The organism is Janthinobacterium sp. GL_088 (assembly GCF_057837845.1).
On the sequence record NZ_CM174453.1, the window covers coordinates 3,903,087 to 3,920,822 of the forward strand.

Here is a 17,736-nt window from a genome sequence, read left to right on the forward strand (position 1 = left end):
AATGGCAGATTGGGCATCTGCCATTGCGGCGGGCGGCCAGTCGCCTGTTTTTCAGCCATTCTTAAGGCTGCAGGCAACTGGCGGCGGGCGAGACGGTCAGTGCTGGCCGATCTTCATGATTTTCAGCGCATTCGTGCCGCCGACCTTGCCCATCGGCTCGCCCCAGGTCAGCACGACGGTGTCGCCCTTGGTCACGACTTTATGTTCCACCAGCAAATCTTCCGCCTGCTGCAAGACCTTGTCGCGGTCCGTGCCGGACGTCAGTTCCAGGGTGCTGACGTTGCGGTACAGGGCCAGCTTGCGGCGCGTACCCACGCTCGGGGTCAGCGCGACGATGGGGATATCGATGTTGCAACGGCTCATCCACAGTGCCGTCGAACCCGATTCCGTCAGGGTGGCAATCGCTTTGACGCGCAAATGATGGGCCGTAAACAGGGCGCCATACGCGATCGACTGGTCAATGCGCGAGAACGTGGCGTTGAGGAAATCGGCGTCCAGCTTGCAGGTATCCCACTTTTCCGCGTCCAGGCAGATGGCCGCCATCGCTTCCACCGTTTCGATCGGGTAGCGACCCGAGGCCGTTTCCGCCGACGTCATGACGGCGTCCGTGCCGTCGAGCACGGCATTCGCCACGTCGGACACTTCCGCGCGGGTCGGCACGGCGTTGACGATCATCGATTCCATCATCTGCGTGGCCGTGATCGCCAGTTTATTTGACGCGCGCGCCATCTTGATCATGCGTTTTTGCAAGGCGGGCACGGCCGCGTTGCCCACTTCCACGGCCAGGTCGCCACGCGCCACCATGATGCCGTCGGAAGCGTCGAGAATTTCTTGCAGCGCTGGAATGGCTTCCGCGCGCTCGATCTTGGCGATCATCATCGGCTTGTGGTCCCACGCTTCGCCGGCGATGTTGGCCAGCTGGCGCGCCATGACCATGTCGGTGGCATTTTTCGGGAACGACACGGCCACGTAATCGGCCTGGAAGCTCATCGCCGTCTTCACGTCTTCCATGTCTTTCGCCGTCAGGGCCGGCGCGGACAAGCCGCCGCCCTGGCGGTTGATGCCCTTGTTGTTCGACAATTCGCCGCCGATCTTGACGGTCGTATGGATTTCGCTGCCGACAACCTTGTCCACCGTCAAGACGATGAGACCATCGTTGAGCAACAATACGTCGGCGGCGCGCAAGTCGCGCGGCAATTCCTTGTAGTCGAGACCGCAACGCTCCAGGTTGCCCAGTTCGCCGTTCTCGCCCCATTTCGCGTCGAGAATGAACTTGGCGCCGTTTTCCAGGAAAATCTTGCCTTCTTCAAACTTGCCCACGCGAATTTTCGGGCCTTGCAAGTCGGCCATGATGGCCACTTCGCGGCCGCACAGGGCTGCCGCCTCGCGCACCATGCGGGCGCGGTCGATATGGTCTTGCGCCTTGCCATGCGAAAAGTTCAGGCGCACGACGTCGACGCCGGCCTTGAACATGCGGACCAGGGTATCGATGTCGTTCGAAGCGGGGCCGATGGTGGAAACGATCTTGGTGGCGCGTTGCTGTACTTGCATGGTCATGGTTGCTGCTTTCTAAAATAAGTTGCTACAAGGGCCAGCCTTGTGGGCCGGCCGTCCTGGTGCGCTGGATCAGCGGTACTACGTTCTTACTTGGCCGCCATCAGGGCGACCGTGGTGTCCAACATGCGGTTCGAGAAGCCCCACTCGTTGTCGTACCACGACGACACTTTCACGAGGCGGCCCGAAACCTTGGTCAGGGTCGAATCGAAGTTCGACGAAGCCGGGTTGTGGTTGAAATCGATGGAAACGAGCGGTTCCGTCTGGTACGTCAGGATGCCTTTCAGGGCGCCTTCCGACGCCGCTTTCAGCAAGGCGTTGACTTCCTCGACCGTCGTGTCGCGCTTGGCGATGAAAGACAGGTCGACCAGCGACACATTGATCGTCGGCACGCGGATGGCAAAGCCATCGAGCTTGCCATTCAGTTCCGGCAAGACCAGGCCGACGGCGGCCGCCGCCCCCGTCTTGGTGGGAATCATCGAATGCGTGGCCGAACGGGCGCGGCGCAAGTCTTCATGCATCACGTCGGAGAGCACCTGGTCATTCGTGTAAGCGTGCACGGTGGTCATCAGGCCCGATTCGATGCCGATGGCGTCGTTCAGCGGTTTCACTAATGGCGCCAGGCAATTCGTCGTGCACGACGCGTTGGAAATCACGGTGTCCGTGGCTTTCAGCACGTGCTGGTTGACGCCGAACACGATGGTGGCGTCCACGTCCTTGCCGCCCGGTGCGGAAATGATGACTTTTTTCGCGCCGCCCTTCAAATGGGCCGAGGCTTTTTCCTTGGTCGTGAAGAAACCCGTGCATTCGAGCACCACATCAACGCCCAACTCTCCCCACGGTATCAGGGCCGGATCGCGCTGCGCGAAGACGCGGATGCGGTCGCCATTGACGAGCATGTTCTCGCCATCGATGGTGACGACGCCGGGAAACTTGCCGTGTACCGTGTCGTAGCGCGTCAGATGTGCATTCGACTTGGCGTCGCCCAGGTCATTGATGGCGACGATTTCGATATCCTGCTGCTTGCCGCCTTCATAAAACGCGCGCAAGACATTGCGGCCGATGCGGCCATAGCCATTGATGGCAACTTTGATGGTCATGCTGTCTCCTTGATATTGTTTGAATGCTTTACCCAACACTTACAGTACCGAACAAAACCGTAGCGAGCGGAAGGGAGTTGTGGCCGAGAAGCGGAACTGTGCTTGAGCACAGTGAGCATCGCAGGCCGCGAATCACGACGCGCAGTAGGTTTGGTTCGGTGCCATCTAACCGCTATTGCGCAACCCCGCCGCGATGCCATTGATCGACAAATGAATGCCCGTGCGCGCCGCCGCATCCTGCTTGCCCTCGCGGAAGCGTTTCAACAGCTCCACCTGCACGTGGTTGAGCGGGTCGATGTACGGGAAACGGTTGCGTATGGACCGCTGCATCAGCGGGTTGGCTTGCTGCAACTCTTCCTGGCCCGTGATCAGTTTCAAGGCGTCCAGGGTGGCAGCGTATTCGGCGCGGATGCGCGTGAAGATGGCCTCGCGCAAGGCCTTGTCCTTGACGAGTTCCGCATACTTGCCGGCAATGGCGATGTCGCTCTTGGCCAGCACCATATCCATGTTCGACAGCAAGGACGTGAAGAAGGGCCAGTCCGTGTACATGCCGCGCAGCACGTCCGCGCCATCGGCGGGATGGGCAGCCAGGTAGGCTTGCACGGCGGAACCGAAACCGAACCAACCCGGCAGCATCAAGCGGCATTGCGCCCAGCTCAGGACCCAGGGAATGGCGCGTAAATCCTCGATGGACGTGGATTTCTTGCGCGAGGCGGGACGGCTGCCGATATTCAGGGCGGCAATCTCCGCGATCACCGTCGATTCCCAGAAATACTGTTCAAAGCCTTCCGTGCCGTAGACGAGGTCGCGGTAGGCGTTCAGGGCCGTGCCGGACAGCTCTTCCATCGCGGCCAGGTGGCCCGCGCCGGCCGAAGCCTTCGGCTGCAGCTGTGCCTGCGGCAGCAGGGTCGACTGGATGGTGGCGGCCACCAGCACTTCCAGGTTGCGGCGCCCCACTTCCGGGTTCGCATACTTGGCCGTAATGACTTCACCCTGCTCCGTCAGGCGGATCTGTCCCTGCACGGCGCCGGCCGGCTGGGCCAGGATGGCTTCATAGCTGGGTCCACCGCCGCGTCCCACGGAACCGCCACGGCCGTGGAACAGACGCAGCTTGATCTGGTATTGCTTGAAGACCGTCACCAGCTCGATTTCGGCCTTGTAGAGTTCCCAGCCGGAAGTGAGGAAACCGCCGTCCTTGTTGCTGTCCGAATAACCAAGCATGACTTCCTGCTGGTCCGCGCGCGATTCGAGCAAGCCACGGTAGAACGGCAAGCCGAAGGCGCGTGCCATGATGGCGGGGCCGGCGCGCAAGTCGTCGATGGTTTCAAACAGGGGAATGATGTTGACATCCACTTCGCGGCTGTCCTGGCGCAGCAAGCCCACTTCTTTCAGCAGCAAAGCCACTTCCAGCAAGTCCGAGACACTGGCTGCCTTCGAGATGATGCAGTTCGGCACAGATTCCTTGCCGTATTTGACATGGGCTTCGCGCACGGCGCGGAAGATGTCGAGTTCGGACGTCGTTTCTTCCGAGTATTGCGCATACGGCGACGTCAGCAGGCGTGGCGACTCCAGCTCGGCCAGCAGCAAGCTGATGCGCTGTTCTTCGTCGAGGTCGAGGTAGACGAGGCCCGGCTGGGCACCGGCGAACAGTTCGCCCACGATGCGCTCATGCACGTCGGAATTCTGGCGCAAGTCCAGCGGCGCCAGCGAGAAACCGAAAACCTTGACGGCGCGGCGCAACTGGCGCAGCCGGCCACGGGCCAGCGCGCGCAAGCCATTGCTGACGAGCGAATGCTGGACCACGTCCAGGTCGGCCAGCAGCTCGGCAGCGGCCGCGTAGGGCTGCACGCCGTCGGCTTGCTTGCCTTTACCGCACAAGACGACGCGCGTGCCTTCCAGGCGCGCATGGATGCCATGCAAGGCGCGGCGGTACGGCTCATCCACGCGGTGCGGCGACGCATCGGCCGAGCGTTCCGCCAGCGCGCGCAGCGGTTCGCTGCAGGCGTTCAGTATTTGCGCCAGCGACAGCTGCGATGCGAGCTTGCGCAATTCGCCCAGGTAAAAATCGAGCACCTTGTCGGCCTGCGTTTGCAGGGTGCTGCGCAGGATGTCGGCCGTGACAAACGGGTTGCCGTCGCGGTCGCCGCCGATCCAGCTGCCGACCTTCATGAAATTGGGTAATTCCGCATCTTCCCAGCGGGCATCGCGCTGGGCCAGCATGGTTTCCAGCGAGGAATACAATTTCGGCAATTCGCGCAAAATCGTGTGGTCGTAGAATGACAGGCCATTGGCCACTTCATCCATGACGGACAGCTTGCTGGTGCGCAGCAGACGCGTCTGCCACAGGGTGACGATGCCGCGGCCCAGCGCTTCTTCGTTTTGCTCGGCTTCTTCCGGCGTCATTTGCACACGGTCGCGCTCGCTCAACAGGCGCGCGATGGCCATCTGGCAATTCTGGATGCTCTTGCGCTGCACTTCCGTCGGGTGCGCCGTGAAGACAGGGCTGACGAACGCATCTTCAAAGAAGGTTTCCAGCGCATCGGCCTTGCCGGCGTCAAACACATTGCCGACGGCATGGCTGAGGCTACCCTGGCGCGGCGGCGAACCGGCGATCAAATGGGCGCGCGTGCGGCGGATGTGATGTTGATCTTCCGCAATATTGGCCAGCAGCGAGAAATAGCTGAAAGCGCGCGTCAATTGCGTGGTTTCTTCCTGCGACAGCGCTTGCAGCGCGTCCGACAGTTGCGCGCGCGCCGCTTCATCATTGTCGCGGCGGAAACGGATGGCCAGCTGGCGCACATGTTCGATACGCTCGAAGGCGGGGTCGCCCAGGTGGTTGCGGATGGCGTCGCCCAGCAGACGGCCCAGCTGGCGGATATCGCTGCTCAGCAGCTCGTCTTTCACTTCATTCATTTGCATGGTATGTATTTCCTGGGGCGGCCACGGCGGCACCGCACAGATTGCGTAGTTCGCGCTTCCCGGCCCGGGAAACGCCCATCGTCGAATTTGTAGTAAATTTACCTTATTGCTTCACCATCCTCTTGATTTCCATAAATAAAAATCCCACCCAAAGGACCAGCAAGGGCTTACGAGCTGTTTGCCAAGGCAACAATATGAAAATTTACTACGCATTTAGGCGAAAGGCAATCAACTTTTGTCTTTCGAGGCTGAAAAGTGACGGCGCAACACACAGGCAACACACAGGGCCGGCCCTCTCCTGTATGCTGCGGTTGAAACAAGGATGTAATCCACATCTTATGAACGAAGCCCATGCGACTGACTGCCTACACTGACTACACCCTGCGCACCCTGATGTACCTGGGCGTGCACCGCGACCGCCTCGTGACCATCCAGGACATCGCCGACTTGCACTCCATCTCGAAGAATCACTTGATGAAGGTGGTCCACCAGCTGGGCCTGTCAGGCATCGTGGAAACGGTGCGTGGGAGAAATGGCGGCCTGCGCCTGGCGCGCGACCCGGCCGAGATCAATATCGGCACCGTCGTGCGCGAGACGGAAAACGATTTTTTCATGGCGGAATGTTTTAACAAGGAAAACAATACCTGCCCGCTCACGCCCGATTGCCTGCTGAAGGCCAAGCTGGGCCAGGCCACGGCCGCCTTTCTGGCCGTGCTCGACACGGTGACCCTGGCCTCGATACTCGAAGCGACGCCGGGCGCGCCCGCGCTGGCGGCGGGCGTCATTCCCCTGCGCGTGGCAAAGTAAGCGCGCCAAAAACAACAATGCCCGGCGAACCGGGCATTGTCTCTTTCAGCAACTCCTCTACATCAATGCGCGCTGGCGCCTGCCGCGCCGATACCCGTTTCCGAACGCATTTGCTGCGCTTCGTAGCCTGCGCGGTCGATGCGCGCGCGCGGGCTCTTGTCGAGCACGGAGAACAGCCAGATGCCGACAAAGCCGGCCGTCATCGAGAACAGCGCCGGCGAGGCGTAAGGGAACAGCGCTTCGCCATGACCGAGCACGTCAACCCACACGGATTTCGACACCACCGTCAGCGCGACGGCCGTGGTCAAACCGAGGAAACCGCCGATGGTGGCGCCCCGCGTGGTGCAATCCTTCCACAGGACCGACATGAACAGCACGGGGAAGTTGGCCGAGGCGGCAATGGCGAAGGCCAGCGACACCATGAAGGCGATGTTCTGCTTTTCAAAGGCGATGCCCAGCACCACGGCGATAATGCCCAGCACGATCGTCGTCACGCGCGACACTTTCAATTCATTGGCGCCCGTCGCCTTGCCCTTCTTGATGACGGTCGCATACAGGTCGTGCGACACGGCCGACGCGCCCGACAGGGTCAAGCCCGCCACGACGGCCAGGATGGTGGCAAACGCGACAGCCGACATGAAGCCGAGGAAGACGTTGCCGCCCACGGCCTTGGCCAGATGCACGGCCGCCATGTTGTTACCGCCCAGCAGCTTGCCGGCAGCATCCTTGAACTCGGGATTCGTGCTCACCAGCACGATGGCGCCAAAGCCGATGATGAAGGTCAGAATATAGAAATAGGCGATCCAGGTGGTGGCCCAGAACACGGATTTGCGCGCCTCCTTGGCGCTCGGCACCGTGAAGAAACGCATCAGGATGTGCGGCAAGCCGGCCGTGCCGAACATCAGCGCCATGCCGAAGGAGATGGCCGAGATCGGATCCTTGATGAAACTACCAGGACCCATGATGGCTTCCTTGGTGGCGTGCACGTCCACCGACTTGGCGAACAGCGCTTCCGGACTGAAATTGAATTGCGCCAGGACGGCCACGGCCATGAAGGTGGCGCCGCCCAGCAGCATCACGGCCTTGATGATCTGCACCCAGGTGGTGGCCGTCATGCCGCCGAACAGCACGTAAATCATCATCAAGGTACCGACCAGGACGACGGCGATCCAGTATTCGAGGCCGAACAGCAGCTTGATCAGCTGGCCCGCGCCCACCATCTGCGCGATCAGGTAGAACGCCACGACGACGAGGGTGCCGGAAGCGGAAAAGATGCGGATCGGCGCCTGCTTGAAGCGGTAGGCGGCCACGTCGGCAAACGTGTAGCGGCCCAGGTTGCGCAAGCGCTCGGCCATCAAAAAGGTGATGATGGGCCAGCCGACGAGGAAGCCGATGGCATAGATCAGGCCATCGTAGCCGTTCAAGAAGACGGCGGCGGAAATGCCGAGGAACGATGCCGCCGACATATAGTCGCCGGCAATCGCCAGGCCATTCTGGAAGCCCGTGATGCCGCCGCCAGCCGTGTAGAAATCGGAAGCCGACTTGGTCTTCGCGGCCGCCCACTTGGTGATGAACAAGGTAAAAATGACGAAGGCGGCGAACATGATGATCGCCGTCCAGTTGGTCGGTTGCTTGACTGCCTGGCCCAGATCGGCGCCGGCCGCGAACGCGGCGTTGCTGGCACCGAGCAAGGCCAAGGCGCTCAGACAGGACACGCCGCGCAGCACATGCTTGGCGGCGCTCATGCCTGCACCCGTGCCTGGATGGCGCTGGTCAGGTCGTCGAATTGCTTGTTGGCGCGGCGCACATAAATGCCGGTGATGACCACGGTAAACACGATGACGAACAGGCCGATCGGCATGCCCCAGGTCATCACGCCTGCACCCGTTTTTGTGGCCAGGAATTCCTTGTTGAAGGCGATGAGCAGAATGTAGCCGTAATACACCAGCATCATCAGGCCCGTCAGCGCCCAGCCGAAGCGGGAACGCACCTTGACCAGCTGATGATAGCTGGGGTCGCCCTTGATTTTTTGAACCAGATCGTCATGCATTGTGTTGCCTCCTGTTATGTAAAAGCGTGCTCTTTTGTGCGAGCTTGGATTCACAGTACAGCGCGAGGCTTACCCGCCCCTTACGGCAGCGTTTTTTCTCGCAGGGACAACACAAGGCAGGCAGAAAATCAGTTCAAGGCGGCAGCCGGTCCGAAGAACTCATGGTGCGTCTGCTGTAACGGCACGCCCAACTCGCGCAGGTATTGCTTGACGGCCCGCATGAATGGCTGCGGTCCCAGGAAATAGGCATCGATGTCGCGCGAGGCCGGCAGCCAGTGATTCAACTGCTCTTTATTCAGCAAGCCGACGGCATCGGGCGCATCTTGCTCGCCGCCATGTTCCGCGTAGCAGTAATAACGCTGCAACTGCGGATGCTGCGCGGCCAGTGCATCGATCTGCGCGCGGAATGCATGCACGCCGTGGTTGCGCGCCGCGTGGATGAAATGCACGGGACGCTTGCCGCGCAGGGCCGCCGTCAGCATGGCCAGGGTCGGCGTGATACCCACGCCGCCGCTGATCAGCACCAGCGGCTTGTCGCTATCCGTCAGCACGAAGTCGCCCGATGGCGGCGTCAGCTGAACGGTGTCGCCCGCCTGCACGTGATCGTGGAAGAAAGTCGACACCTTGCCGCCCGCTTCGCGCTTGACGCTGATGCGGTACGTCTGGCCATTGCTGGCGGCCGACAAGGAGTACTGGCGGCGCATGGGCACGCCATCGACCGTGGCCAGCACGCCGATATATTGGCCTGGCGCAAAGTCGAGCACGGGCTGGCCATCGGCGGGCACCAGCAGGAAGGACGTGATCTCACCGCTTTCCACGACCTTGCTTTGCACCAGAAAATCGCGCGCGCCGCTCCAGCCGCCGGGTGCGGCCGCCTGCGCCTTGTAGATGCGCCCTTCTTCGCCGGCCAGGATGTCGGCCAGCTGGCCATACGCCGCGCCCCAGGCATCGATGACGGCGTCGCTGGCGACCTCTTCGCCCAGCACTTCGCGGATCGCTTGCAGCAGGCTGGCGCCCACCAGCGGATAGTGCTCGGCGCGGATCTGCAGGGCCACGTGCTTGTTGACGATGGTGGCCACGAGGTCACCGAGCGCATCGAGTTTATCGATATGTTTGGCATACATCAGCACGCCATTGGCCAGTGCGCGCTGCTGGTCGCCGCTGTGCTGGTGCGCCTGGTTAAAGTACGGCAGCACTTCGGGATGGTCGCGGAACAGATTCTTGTAAAAGTGGCGCGTCAGCGCTTCACCGCCCTGCTCGAGGATGGGGACGGTGGCCGTGATGATGGCGCGTTGTTCTTGGGTCAGCATGTAAAACTCCTGTGTATATTTATTTGTAAGCGGTCTCAGGCCAGCGTTTCAACGGCTGGATATAACTCGTGGTCTTCGCGGCGCATGCGCTGGAACAGCGCGTGCAGCACGGTATTGGCTTCGCTGCGGAAGGCTTCCGGTTCCGCTTCCAGGCGCACGGGCGTATTCCAGCGGCCGGCGAAATCGAGGTAGGCGCCGGCGATGCCGTGCATTTCGTTTTCGTACTGACGTCCCAGTTGTGCCACCCTGGCCACGCCGGACGCTTGCGCGGCCGGATACAGGTAGCGCTGCTCGACGGCCAGGTGCAGCTTGATCAAACCGCTCATGGCGATGATCTGGTCGGCAATGGCCCGCGCCTGCGCGGCCACACCGCCGCGCGCCAGCTCGCGCAAGTCGTCGATGGCGGCCAGGATGTCCAGGTGCTGCTGTTTGAATTTGTCGATATTCATGGCGTGTTTCTCTTGTTGAGTGTTCCCAGTGTAGCGGAATTCACTTAAACATGCAAATTACATGCATCTTTAAATAGCCAGTATTTCATACTGACATGGCCACTATGTGCGGCATGGAACACAAGCTACGGCCATGTCTGCTTATAATTTATTCATCACAGCGCGGGCCCGTTTGCGGCCGTGCCGCACCCTCCACTCCAGCCAAGGATGAGTATGAGAATGAAGACGGACACTGCCAAGACGGGCACGGGCCAGGCGCAGCAACTGGCCGGCATCATCAACGCGCACCACACGGAATTGCTGGACGGCTGGATGGCCGGCCTGATCGCCCGCCTGGTGCGGCGCGACAAGATCGCCGAGAACGAGCTGCGCCAGCAGGCATCGCAATTCCTGCCGCTGCTGGCCAGTGCGGTGGAAAGCGGCGACTCATTCGACATCGAGGGCGGCGCCTGGGACGATACGCGCCAGCTGATCGCGGAGATATCGCAGTCGCGCGTGCGCCAGGGCTATTCGCCGATCGACACGGCCAGCTTCATGTTTGCCCTCAAGGAGCCGCTGTTCGCCTACCTGCGCAAGGCAATCACGGCCCATCCGGAGCAACTGGGCGACGCCATCGTCAGCACCAGCAAGCTGTTCGATGAACTGGGCCTGCTGACCATCGCCATCTACCAGAAAGCGCGCGAACAGGTGATCCTGCGCCAGCAGCAGGAATTGCTGGAGCTGTCCACGCCCGTGGTGCAGCTGTGGCAAAACGTGCTGGCCCTGCCCCTGATCGGCACCCTCGACAGCGCGCGCACGCAGGTGGTGATGGAAAGCCTGCTGCAAAAGATTGTCGATACGGGCGCCCTGATCGCCATCATCGACATCACCGGCGTGCCCACCGTCGACACCCTGGTGGCGCAGCATCTATTGAAAACCATCGCCGCAGCACGCCTGATGGGCGCCGACTGCATCATCAGCGGCATCCGTCCGCAGATCGCGCAAACCATCGTGCATCTGGGCGTCAACCTGGAAGACGTGATGACCAAGGCCACGCTGGCCGACGCCTTCGTCGTGGCCCTGAAACGCACGGGTTCCAGCATCACCTACCAGCAGCAACAACACTGAGGCGCCTATGGAAAGAATCCCCATTTTACGCATGGGCCGGCTGCTGCTGGTGACGATCCAGGTGGACATGCATGACCGCCTGGCGATGACCTTGCAGGACGACCTGACCACCCGCATCGTGACGGACCGCGCCACGGGCGTGCTGATCGACATTTCCGCACTCGACATCGTCGACTCCTTCATCGGCCGCATGATCAGCAACACGGCGGCGATGGCGAAAATCCTCGACGCGCGCACCGTCGTCGTCGGCATGCAGCCAGCCGTCGCCATCACCCTGGTGGAACTGGGGCTGACTCTGGAAGGCGTGAGCACGGCGCTGAACGTGGAGCTGGGCATCAAGCTGCTGGAACGGGGCGGCGCATGCGCATGACGGGGGCGCCGTGCTAGGCGCGCAGGCGCAGGCGGGGGTGCAACAGGTGCAGCAGATCCTGCCCCTGCACAGCGACGAAGACGTCGTGCGGCTGCGCAAGCAGGTGCGCGACAGCATGGTCGCCATGGGTTTTGGCCTGATCGAACAGACCAAGATCATCACGGCGGCCAGCGAACTGGCACGCAATACCCTGCGCTACGGCGGCGGCGGCGAAGCGCGCATCGCGCGCGTCTGCGATGGCGCGCGCCAGGGACTGGAGCTACGCTTTGTCGATGCAGGACCTGGCATCGACGATATCCCCCTGGCGCTGACCGATGGCTACACCAGCGGCGGCGGGCTGGGACTGGGGCTGGGCGGCGCCAAGCGCCTGGCCGACGCCTTTCACATCGACACGGCGCCCGGCGCGGGCACCACCGTCACCATCGCGAAATGGAAGCTGTTTTGAACCACCAGGAACCACAACCTGACATTCTCAGGCAACGCAGTTTCCCCGTCGGCGAACCGAGCGAGATCGCCGCGGCCCGCCGCGCCGGCAACGAACTGGCGCGCCACATCGGCTTCGACGATGTGCGCACGGGCCAGCTGGCCATCATCATCAGCGAAGCGGCCACCAACATCGTCAAGCACGCGCAGCGCGGCGAAATCCTGCTGCGCAAGGTGCTGCGCGGCGGCACCAGCGGCATCGAAGTGCTGGCCATCGACAACGGCCCCGGCATGGCCAACGTGCGCCAGCACATGCAGGATGGCCATTCCACCACGGGCACCTACGGCGTGGGGCTGGGCGCGATACGCCGCCTGAGCCAGGAATTCGACCTGTACACGGCGCCAGGCAAGGGCACGGTGCTGATGGTGGTGGTCTGGGGGCCAAACGCCAGCAGCGCCATCCCGCCCAGTCCGAACTGGCGCATCGGCGCCGTGTGCCTGCCGCTGGCCTCGGAACAGGTATGCGGCGACGCCTGGAACGTCGTGTGCGAAGGCCATGAACTGAGCCTGATGGTGGCCGATGGACTGGGGCACGGCCCGCTGGCGGCGCGCGCGTCGGAACGCGCCAGCGCGCTGCTGGAACACGACACGCCGGGACTGCCACCGCTGCCCGCCCCCTTCATCGAACTGGCCCACGGCGCCCTGCGCGCCACGCGCGGCGCGGCCCTGGCGCTGGCGCATATCGACAGCGCACGCCGCCAATTGCGCTACGCGGGCGTGGGCAATATCGCCGCCTGCGCCTTCGATGCGCGGCAGCGCCGGCACCTGCTGTCGCATAACGGCATCGTCGGCAGCAACCTGCGCAAGGTGCAGGAATTCTGCTATCCATGGCAGCCGGGCGCGACACTGATCATGCATAGCGACGGCTTGCACACACGCTGGGACCTGGAACAGTATCCAGGCCTGGCGCAATGCCACCCCAGCCTCGTCGCCGCCGTGCTGTACCGCGATTTCGCGCGCGGGCGCGACGATGTCACGGTAGTGGTGCTGCGCGAACATGAGGAGCACCGGCCTGCCGGTGCGGAAAGGAACGACACGCCATGACACAACGCATATTGACAGCCCATATCGGCAGCGAACTCGATGTCGTGGGCGCACGCCAGCGCGCGCGGCAGATCGCCGCCCTGTGCGGCTTCGGCGTGCAGGACCAGGTGCGCATCGCCACGGCCGTGTCGGAACTGGCGCGCAACGTCTACAACTACGCCGGCAGCGGCAAGGTGCATTTTGCCATCGATGGCCAGACGGCGCCGCAGGTGCTCAGCATCCGCATCGAAGACCAGGGCCCCGGCATCGCGCAGCTCGACAAAATATTGGCCGGCACCTACCGCTCGCCGACGGGCATGGGCCTGGGCATCCTGGGCGCCCAGCGCCTGATGGACCGCTGCCATATCCACAGCACGCCGGGCGACGGCACCCACATCACGCTGCACAAGCTGTTCCCGCGCGACGCGCCCCTGCTCGACGGGCAGAGCGTCGGCGCGCTGTCCGGCAGCCTACAGGCGCTGCCGCCGGATATCACGCTGTCCGAAGTGCAGCAGCAGAACCGCGAACTATTGACCACCCTGGCCGAACTGAAGACGCGCCAGGACGATTTGCTGCAGCTGACGCGCGAACTGGAAGACACCAACCGCGGCGTGGTGGCGCTGTTCGCGGAACTCGACGAAAAAGCCGACCACCTGCGCCGCGCCGACCAGATGAAATCGCGCTTCCTGTCGAACATGAGCCATGAATTCCGCACGCCGCTCAGCTCCATTCGCGCCCTGTCCAAGCTGTTGCTCGACCGCATCGACGGTGAGCTGTCCGAGGAACAGGAAAAGCAGGTGCTGTTCATCCTGCAAAGCGCCGTCAGCCTGAGCGACCTGGTCAACGACCTGCTGGACCTGGCCAAGATCGAGGCGGGCAAGGTCGACGTGCACGCCAACAGCTTCCAGGTGGCCGACCTGTTCAGCGCCCTGCGCGGCATGTTGCGCCCGCTGCTGGTATCCGAGTCGCTGACACTGACCTTCATCGATCCCGACCCGGCGCTGCACATCCACACGGATGAAGGCAAACTGTCGCAAATCCTGCGCAACTTCATCGCCAACGCCCTGAAGTTCACGGAAGCCGGCGCCATCATCGTCAGCGCCACGCCCTTGCCGGAGCAGGATGCCATCCGCTTTTCCGTCTCCGACACGGGCCTGGGCATCGCCGCCGAAGACGTGCAGATGATCTTCGAGGAATTCAGCCAGGTGGAAAACCACATGCAGCGCAAAGTCAAGGGCACGGGCCTGGGCCTGCCCCTGTGCCGCAACCTGGCCACCCTGCTCAACGGCACGGTGGCCGTGGAAAGCACGCCAGGCCAGGGCTCGCTGTTTTCCGTGGTCCTGCCCGCCAGCTACCATGCACCCGAAGGAACCCTGCCGCCGTGCGCGCCGGCCAACGACAATGGCAATGACCAGCGCATCGCCGTGCTGGTGGTAGAAGACAATCCGCCCGTGCGCCTGCTGTATGAAAAATTTTTGGCAGGCAGCGAATTTCGCGTCGTTCCCGCGCGCAGCGTGCGCGAGGCGCAGGAGCGCTGGGAACAGCAGCGCCCCGCCGCCGTCATCCTCGATATCCTGCTGCACGGCGAAACGACCTGGCACTGGCTGGCCGAGCTGAAAAACGACCCGCTGCGGCGCCAGGTGCCCGTCATCGTCGCCACCGAGATCGACGACGTGCGCAAGGGCCTGGCCCTGGGCGCCGATGCCTACTACGTCAAGCCGCTGTCGCGCCAGCAATTGCTGGCCACCCTGCGCGCGCTGATCGGCAATCCACACCACCGGCAAGAGCCGGCTCCGCCGCAAGGCACAACCACCTGGGACAATGCGCATGCTACCGGATAACAACAGCGATGCTCTGATCCTGAACGTCGATGACAGCGATGGCGCACGCTACGCCAAATCGCGCATCCTCCAACGCGCCGGCTTCAAGGTCATCGAAGCCTCGAACGGGGGCGACGCGCTGCTGCGCGCCCGCCAGGACCGCCCCAACCTGATCCTCCTCGACGTCAAGCTGCCCGACATCAACGGCCTGGAAGTGTGCCGCCAGTTGAAGGGCGGCGACGAGACCAGCACCATCCTGGTGCTGCAAACGTCCGCGTCCTGCATCGGCACGGCCGACAAGATCCGCGCCCTGGACGGCGGCGCCGACAATTACCTGGTCGAGCCGATCGAGGCCGATGAACTGATCGCCAACGTCAAGGCGCTGCTGCGCCTGGGACGGGTCGAGCGCGCGCTGCGCGACGTGGACCGCCGCAAGGATGAATTCCTGGCCACCCTGGCGCACGAATTGCGCAACCCGCTGGGCCCCATCCGCACGGCGCTGGCCCTGCTGTGCAAGCTCGACCCAGTCGTGCCGGCGGTGCAGGACAATGCGCGCCGCACCATCGGCCGTCACACGGACCACCTGGTGCGGCTGGTGGACGACCTGCTCGACGTGTCGCGCATTTCGCAAGGCAAAATCTCGCTGCAGTGGGAAAGTGTGAGCCTGGCCAGCGTCATCCGCAGCGCGCTGGAAACGAGTTCGCACAGCGTCGAGGCGCGCGGCCATGCGCTGGACGTGAACCTGCCCCAGGAAGAACTGTGGGTCTGCGGCGACGCCGTGCGCCTGTCGCAGATCGTCGCCAACCTGCTGCTCAACGCGGCCAAGTTCACGGCGCCGGGCGGGTGCATCGCCATTACTGCCGCACGCGAAGGCGACAACGTGCGCATCCGCCTGAGCGACAACGGCATCGGCATCGCCGCCGCCAATATCGACAGCATCTTCGGCCTGTTCGAGCAAAGCGGCCACTCGCCCGACCGGGTACAGGATGGCCTGGGCATCGGCCTGTCGCTGGTGCGCAACCTGGTGACCTTGCACGGCGGCCAGGTCAGCGTGCACAGCCCCGGCGTGGGGCTGGGCAGCACCTTCGAAGTCCTCCTGCCGCTCGACGCCAACGTGCCGCTGCCGGCCGCGCCCGCGCCGCAGACCGCCACCGGCGGCAGCCAGCGCATCCTCGTCGTCGACGACAACTGCGATGCGGCCGACACCCTGGCCGAACTGCTGGAAATGTACGGCCACACGGTGCGCACGGCCTACACGGGCACGCAAGCGACCGAACGCACCCTGGAATTCAAGCCCGACATCGTCTTTCTCGACATCGGCCTGCCCGACATGAGCGGCTACGACGTGGCAATCAAACTGCGCCAGTTGCCGATACCGCAGCAATTCCTGCTCGTCGCGCTGACCGGCTACGGCCAGGAACACGACCGCCAGGCGGCCCTGGCCTCGGGCTTCAATGAACATTTTGCCAAGCCTGTCGATTTCGGCAAGCTAGCCATGCTGGGATTGCATATCGCTCCATGAGCGGGGATGGCGGCTGCGTGTTGCCAGGGCGTCGGCTATAATCGGCGGCCGCCTCACCTCTGGAACCATGACATGAAAACCCGCACGCCGCTGCTGCGCATCACCATGATACTGGGCGCCCTGCACGCCCTGTTGGGCTGGCTGCTGCTGCCGGCGCTGCCTGTCGGCCTGGCTGGCTGGCTGCTGGGCGGCGCCGTCTTGCTCGCCTCGACCATGCTGATGCCGATGACCATCTTCGCCCGCGCCGTCACCAACGATGCGCGTCTGGCCGACCGCCTGAGCTGGGCCGGCTCGCTGTGCATGGGCTTTTTTTCCTCGCTGTTCGTGCTCACCGTGCTGCGTGAACTGCTGATGCTGATTCCCGCCATGCGCCCGCACGCGCAGGCGTCCGCCGTGGCCGTCCTGCTCCTGGCGCTGCTGGCCACCATCGTCGGCTACCTCAACGCCCGCAAGGTGGCGCGCGTGCGCGAAGTAACGGTACCGATTGCCGGCCTGCCGCAGGTGCTGCAAGGGCTGACCATCGTGCAGCTGAGCGACATCCACGTGGGCGCCACCATCAAGCGCGCCTACGTGGAAGCCATCGTCGCGCGCGCCAACGGCCTGCGGCCCGACATCATCGCCATCACGGGCGACGTGGTCGATGGCACGGTGGCGCAACTGGGCAGCCATACGGCGCCGCTGGGTGAGCTGCGCGCGCGCCATGGCGTCTTTCTCGTCACAGGCAACCACGAATACTATTCGGGTGCAGCACCGTGGGTGGCGGAGTTCCGCCGCCTGGGCTTGCGCGTGCTGATGAACGAACATGCGGTCCTCGAACACGACGGCGCGCGCCTGGCCCTGGCCGGCGTCACCGATTTCAATGCGGCCAGTTTCGACCCTGCTCAGAAAAGCGACCCGCAAGCGGCCATCGCCGGCGCGCCCGCCGATATCCCCCGCATCCTGCTGGCGCACCAGCCGCGCAGCGCGCCCGACGCCGAAGCGGCCGGCTACGACCTGCAATTGTCGGGCCATACGCACGGCGGACAGTTCTGGCCATGGAACCTGTTCGTGCCGCTGCAGCAGCCCTACGTGGCCGGCCTGCACCGGCAAGGCCGCCTGTGGATTTACGTCAGCCGCGGCACCGGGTACTGGGGTCCGCCGAAACGCATCGGCGCGCCGGCGGAGATTACGCGGTTAAGGCTGGTGGCACCCAGCGCCTGACCAGGCCTGGGGCATGGCCAGT

General features: G+C 63.4%; 15 protein-coding genes. 8 read left to right on the forward strand and 7 right to left on the reverse strand.

The genetic code is table 11. The annotated features are described in order from the left end of the window. Positions 1–96 precede the first annotated feature (96 nt). From pyk to ppc, 3 genes are all read right to left on the reverse strand, one after another. A complete protein-coding gene (gene pyk, locus AC3IQ7_RS17590) occupies positions 97–1,557 on the reverse strand; it encodes a pyruvate kinase (protein ID WP_199534285.1) in 1,461 nt (486 codons plus the stop codon). A gap of 86 nt (positions 1,558–1,643) precedes the next feature. Further along, positions 1,644–2,654 carry a type I glyceraldehyde-3-phosphate dehydrogenase gene (gene gap, locus AC3IQ7_RS17595; protein ID WP_070291450.1) on the reverse strand — a complete coding sequence of 337 codons (1,011 nt, stop codon included), beginning with the start codon at positions 2,652–2,654 and terminating at the stop codon, positions 1,644–1,646. Positions 2,655–2,819: 165 nt separating this feature from the next. Further along, complete coding sequence (ppc, locus tag AC3IQ7_RS17600) at positions 2,820–5,573, reverse strand: phosphoenolpyruvate carboxylase (protein ID WP_489206842.1); 2,754 nt, start codon at positions 5,571–5,573, stop codon at positions 2,820–2,822. Between the two features lie 351 nt (positions 5,574–5,924). Between ppc and AC3IQ7_RS17605 the strand changes: the two genes are divergently transcribed. After that, positions 5,925–6,380, forward strand: a complete 456-nt coding sequence (locus AC3IQ7_RS17605) for an RrF2 family transcriptional regulator (protein WP_219309648.1) — start codon at positions 5,925–5,927, stop codon at positions 6,378–6,380. A gap of 62 nt (positions 6,381–6,442) precedes the next feature. On the opposite strand, the gene AC3IQ7_RS17610 is transcribed toward AC3IQ7_RS17605, so the two are convergent. From AC3IQ7_RS17610 to AC3IQ7_RS17625, 4 genes are all read right to left on the reverse strand, one after another. After that, a complete protein-coding gene (locus tag AC3IQ7_RS17610; RefSeq protein WP_402718432.1) occupies positions 6,443–8,125 on the reverse strand; it encodes a cation acetate symporter in 1,683 nt (560 codons plus the stop codon). Beyond that, positions 8,122–8,430 carry a DUF485 domain-containing protein gene (locus AC3IQ7_RS17615; protein ID WP_225241489.1) on the reverse strand — a complete coding sequence of 103 codons (309 nt, stop codon included), beginning with the start codon at positions 8,428–8,430 and terminating at the stop codon, positions 8,122–8,124. The genes AC3IQ7_RS17610 and AC3IQ7_RS17615 overlap by 4 nt, the downstream gene beginning before the upstream one ends. A 128-nt stretch (positions 8,431–8,558) precedes the next feature. Then, positions 8,559–9,740: an NO-inducible flavohemoprotein gene (gene hmpA, locus AC3IQ7_RS17620; RefSeq protein ID WP_489206843.1), complete on the reverse strand. Its 1,182-nt coding sequence runs from the start codon at positions 9,738–9,740 to the stop codon at positions 8,559–8,561. 35 nt (positions 9,741–9,775) lie between these two features. Further along, on the reverse strand, positions 9,776–10,189 hold the full coding sequence (locus AC3IQ7_RS17625) for a hemerythrin domain-containing protein (protein ID WP_099377338.1): 414 nt from the start codon (positions 10,187–10,189) through the stop codon (positions 9,776–9,778). A gap of 219 nt (positions 10,190–10,408) precedes the next feature. On the opposite strand from AC3IQ7_RS17625, the gene AC3IQ7_RS17630 reads away from it, so the two are divergent. The 7 genes from AC3IQ7_RS17630 (at position 10,409) to AC3IQ7_RS17660 (ending at position 17,714) form a co-directional block, all read left to right on the forward strand. Next, on the forward strand, positions 10,409–11,296 hold the full coding sequence (locus AC3IQ7_RS17630) for an STAS domain-containing protein (protein WP_099377339.1): 888 nt from the start codon (positions 10,409–10,411) through the stop codon (positions 11,294–11,296). A 7-nt stretch (positions 11,297–11,303) separates the two neighbouring features. Continuing rightward, positions 11,304–11,666, forward strand: coding sequence for an STAS domain-containing protein (locus tag AC3IQ7_RS17635; protein WP_034785745.1), 363 nt, complete (start codon positions 11,304–11,306; stop codon positions 11,664–11,666). A gap of 10 nt (positions 11,667–11,676) precedes the next feature. Then, positions 11,677–12,111 (forward strand): ATP-binding protein, encoded by a 435-nt coding sequence (locus AC3IQ7_RS17640; protein ID WP_322428783.1) that lies wholly within the window; start codon positions 11,677–11,679, stop codon positions 12,109–12,111. After that, on the forward strand, positions 12,108–13,193 hold the full coding sequence (locus tag AC3IQ7_RS17645) for an ATP-binding SpoIIE family protein phosphatase (protein WP_489206844.1): 1,086 nt from the start codon (positions 12,108–12,110) through the stop codon (positions 13,191–13,193). Before AC3IQ7_RS17640 ends, AC3IQ7_RS17645 begins: the two co-directional genes overlap by 4 nt. Continuing rightward, a complete protein-coding gene (locus AC3IQ7_RS17650; RefSeq protein ID WP_489206845.1) occupies positions 13,190–15,013 on the forward strand; it encodes an ATP-binding protein in 1,824 nt (607 codons plus the stop codon). The genes AC3IQ7_RS17645 and AC3IQ7_RS17650 overlap by 4 nt, the downstream gene beginning before the upstream one ends. Further along, the gene (locus tag AC3IQ7_RS17655) at positions 15,000–16,514 is read left to right on the forward strand and encodes an ATP-binding response regulator (protein ID WP_489206846.1); all 1,515 of its coding nucleotides are present in this window, start codon (positions 15,000–15,002) and stop codon (positions 16,512–16,514) included. Before AC3IQ7_RS17650 ends, AC3IQ7_RS17655 begins: the two co-directional genes overlap by 14 nt. 72 nt (positions 16,515–16,586) lie before the next feature. Next, on the forward strand, positions 16,587–17,714 hold the full coding sequence (locus AC3IQ7_RS17660) for a metallophosphoesterase (RefSeq protein ID WP_489206847.1): 1,128 nt from the start codon (positions 16,587–16,589) through the stop codon (positions 17,712–17,714). Positions 17,715–17,736 lie beyond the last annotated feature (22 nt).

Excerpts from the sequence above, each read along its gene's own strand:
- hmpA (WP_489206843.1), bottom strand. The coding sequence starts at position 9,740 with ATGCTGACCCAAGAACAACGCGCCATCATCACGGCCACCGTCCCCATC.
- AC3IQ7_RS17650 (WP_489206845.1), top strand. The coding sequence starts at position 13,190 with ATGACACAACGCATATTGACAGCCCATATCGGCAGCGAACTCGATGTC.
- AC3IQ7_RS17610 (WP_402718432.1), bottom strand. The coding sequence starts at position 8,125 with ATGAGCGCCGCCAAGCATGTGCTGCGCGGCGTGTCCTGTCTGAGCGCC.
- AC3IQ7_RS17635 (WP_034785745.1), top strand. The coding sequence starts at position 11,304 with ATGGAAAGAATCCCCATTTTACGCATGGGCCGGCTGCTGCTGGTGACG.
- pyk (WP_199534285.1), bottom strand. The coding sequence starts at position 1,557 with ATGACCATGCAAGTACAGCAACGCGCCACCAAGATCGTTTCCACCATC.
- AC3IQ7_RS17615 (WP_225241489.1), bottom strand. The coding sequence starts at position 8,430 with ATGCATGACGATCTGGTTCAAAAAATCAAGGGCGACCCCAGCTATCAT.
- ppc (WP_489206842.1), bottom strand. The coding sequence starts at position 5,573 with ATGCAAATGAATGAAGTGAAAGACGAGCTGCTGAGCAGCGATATCCGC.
- AC3IQ7_RS17605 (WP_219309648.1), top strand. The coding sequence starts at position 5,925 with ATGCGACTGACTGCCTACACTGACTACACCCTGCGCACCCTGATGTAC.
- AC3IQ7_RS17625 (WP_099377338.1), bottom strand. The coding sequence starts at position 10,189 with ATGAATATCGACAAATTCAAACAGCAGCACCTGGACATCCTGGCCGCC.
- AC3IQ7_RS17630 (WP_099377339.1), top strand. The coding sequence starts at position 10,409 with ATGAAGACGGACACTGCCAAGACGGGCACGGGCCAGGCGCAGCAACTG.
- gap (WP_070291450.1), bottom strand. The coding sequence starts at position 2,654 with ATGACCATCAAAGTTGCCATCAATGGCTATGGCCGCATCGGCCGCAAT.
- AC3IQ7_RS17660 (WP_489206847.1), top strand. The coding sequence starts at position 16,587 with ATGAAAACCCGCACGCCGCTGCTGCGCATCACCATGATACTGGGCGCC.
- AC3IQ7_RS17655 (WP_489206846.1), top strand. The coding sequence starts at position 15,000 with ATGCTACCGGATAACAACAGCGATGCTCTGATCCTGAACGTCGATGAC.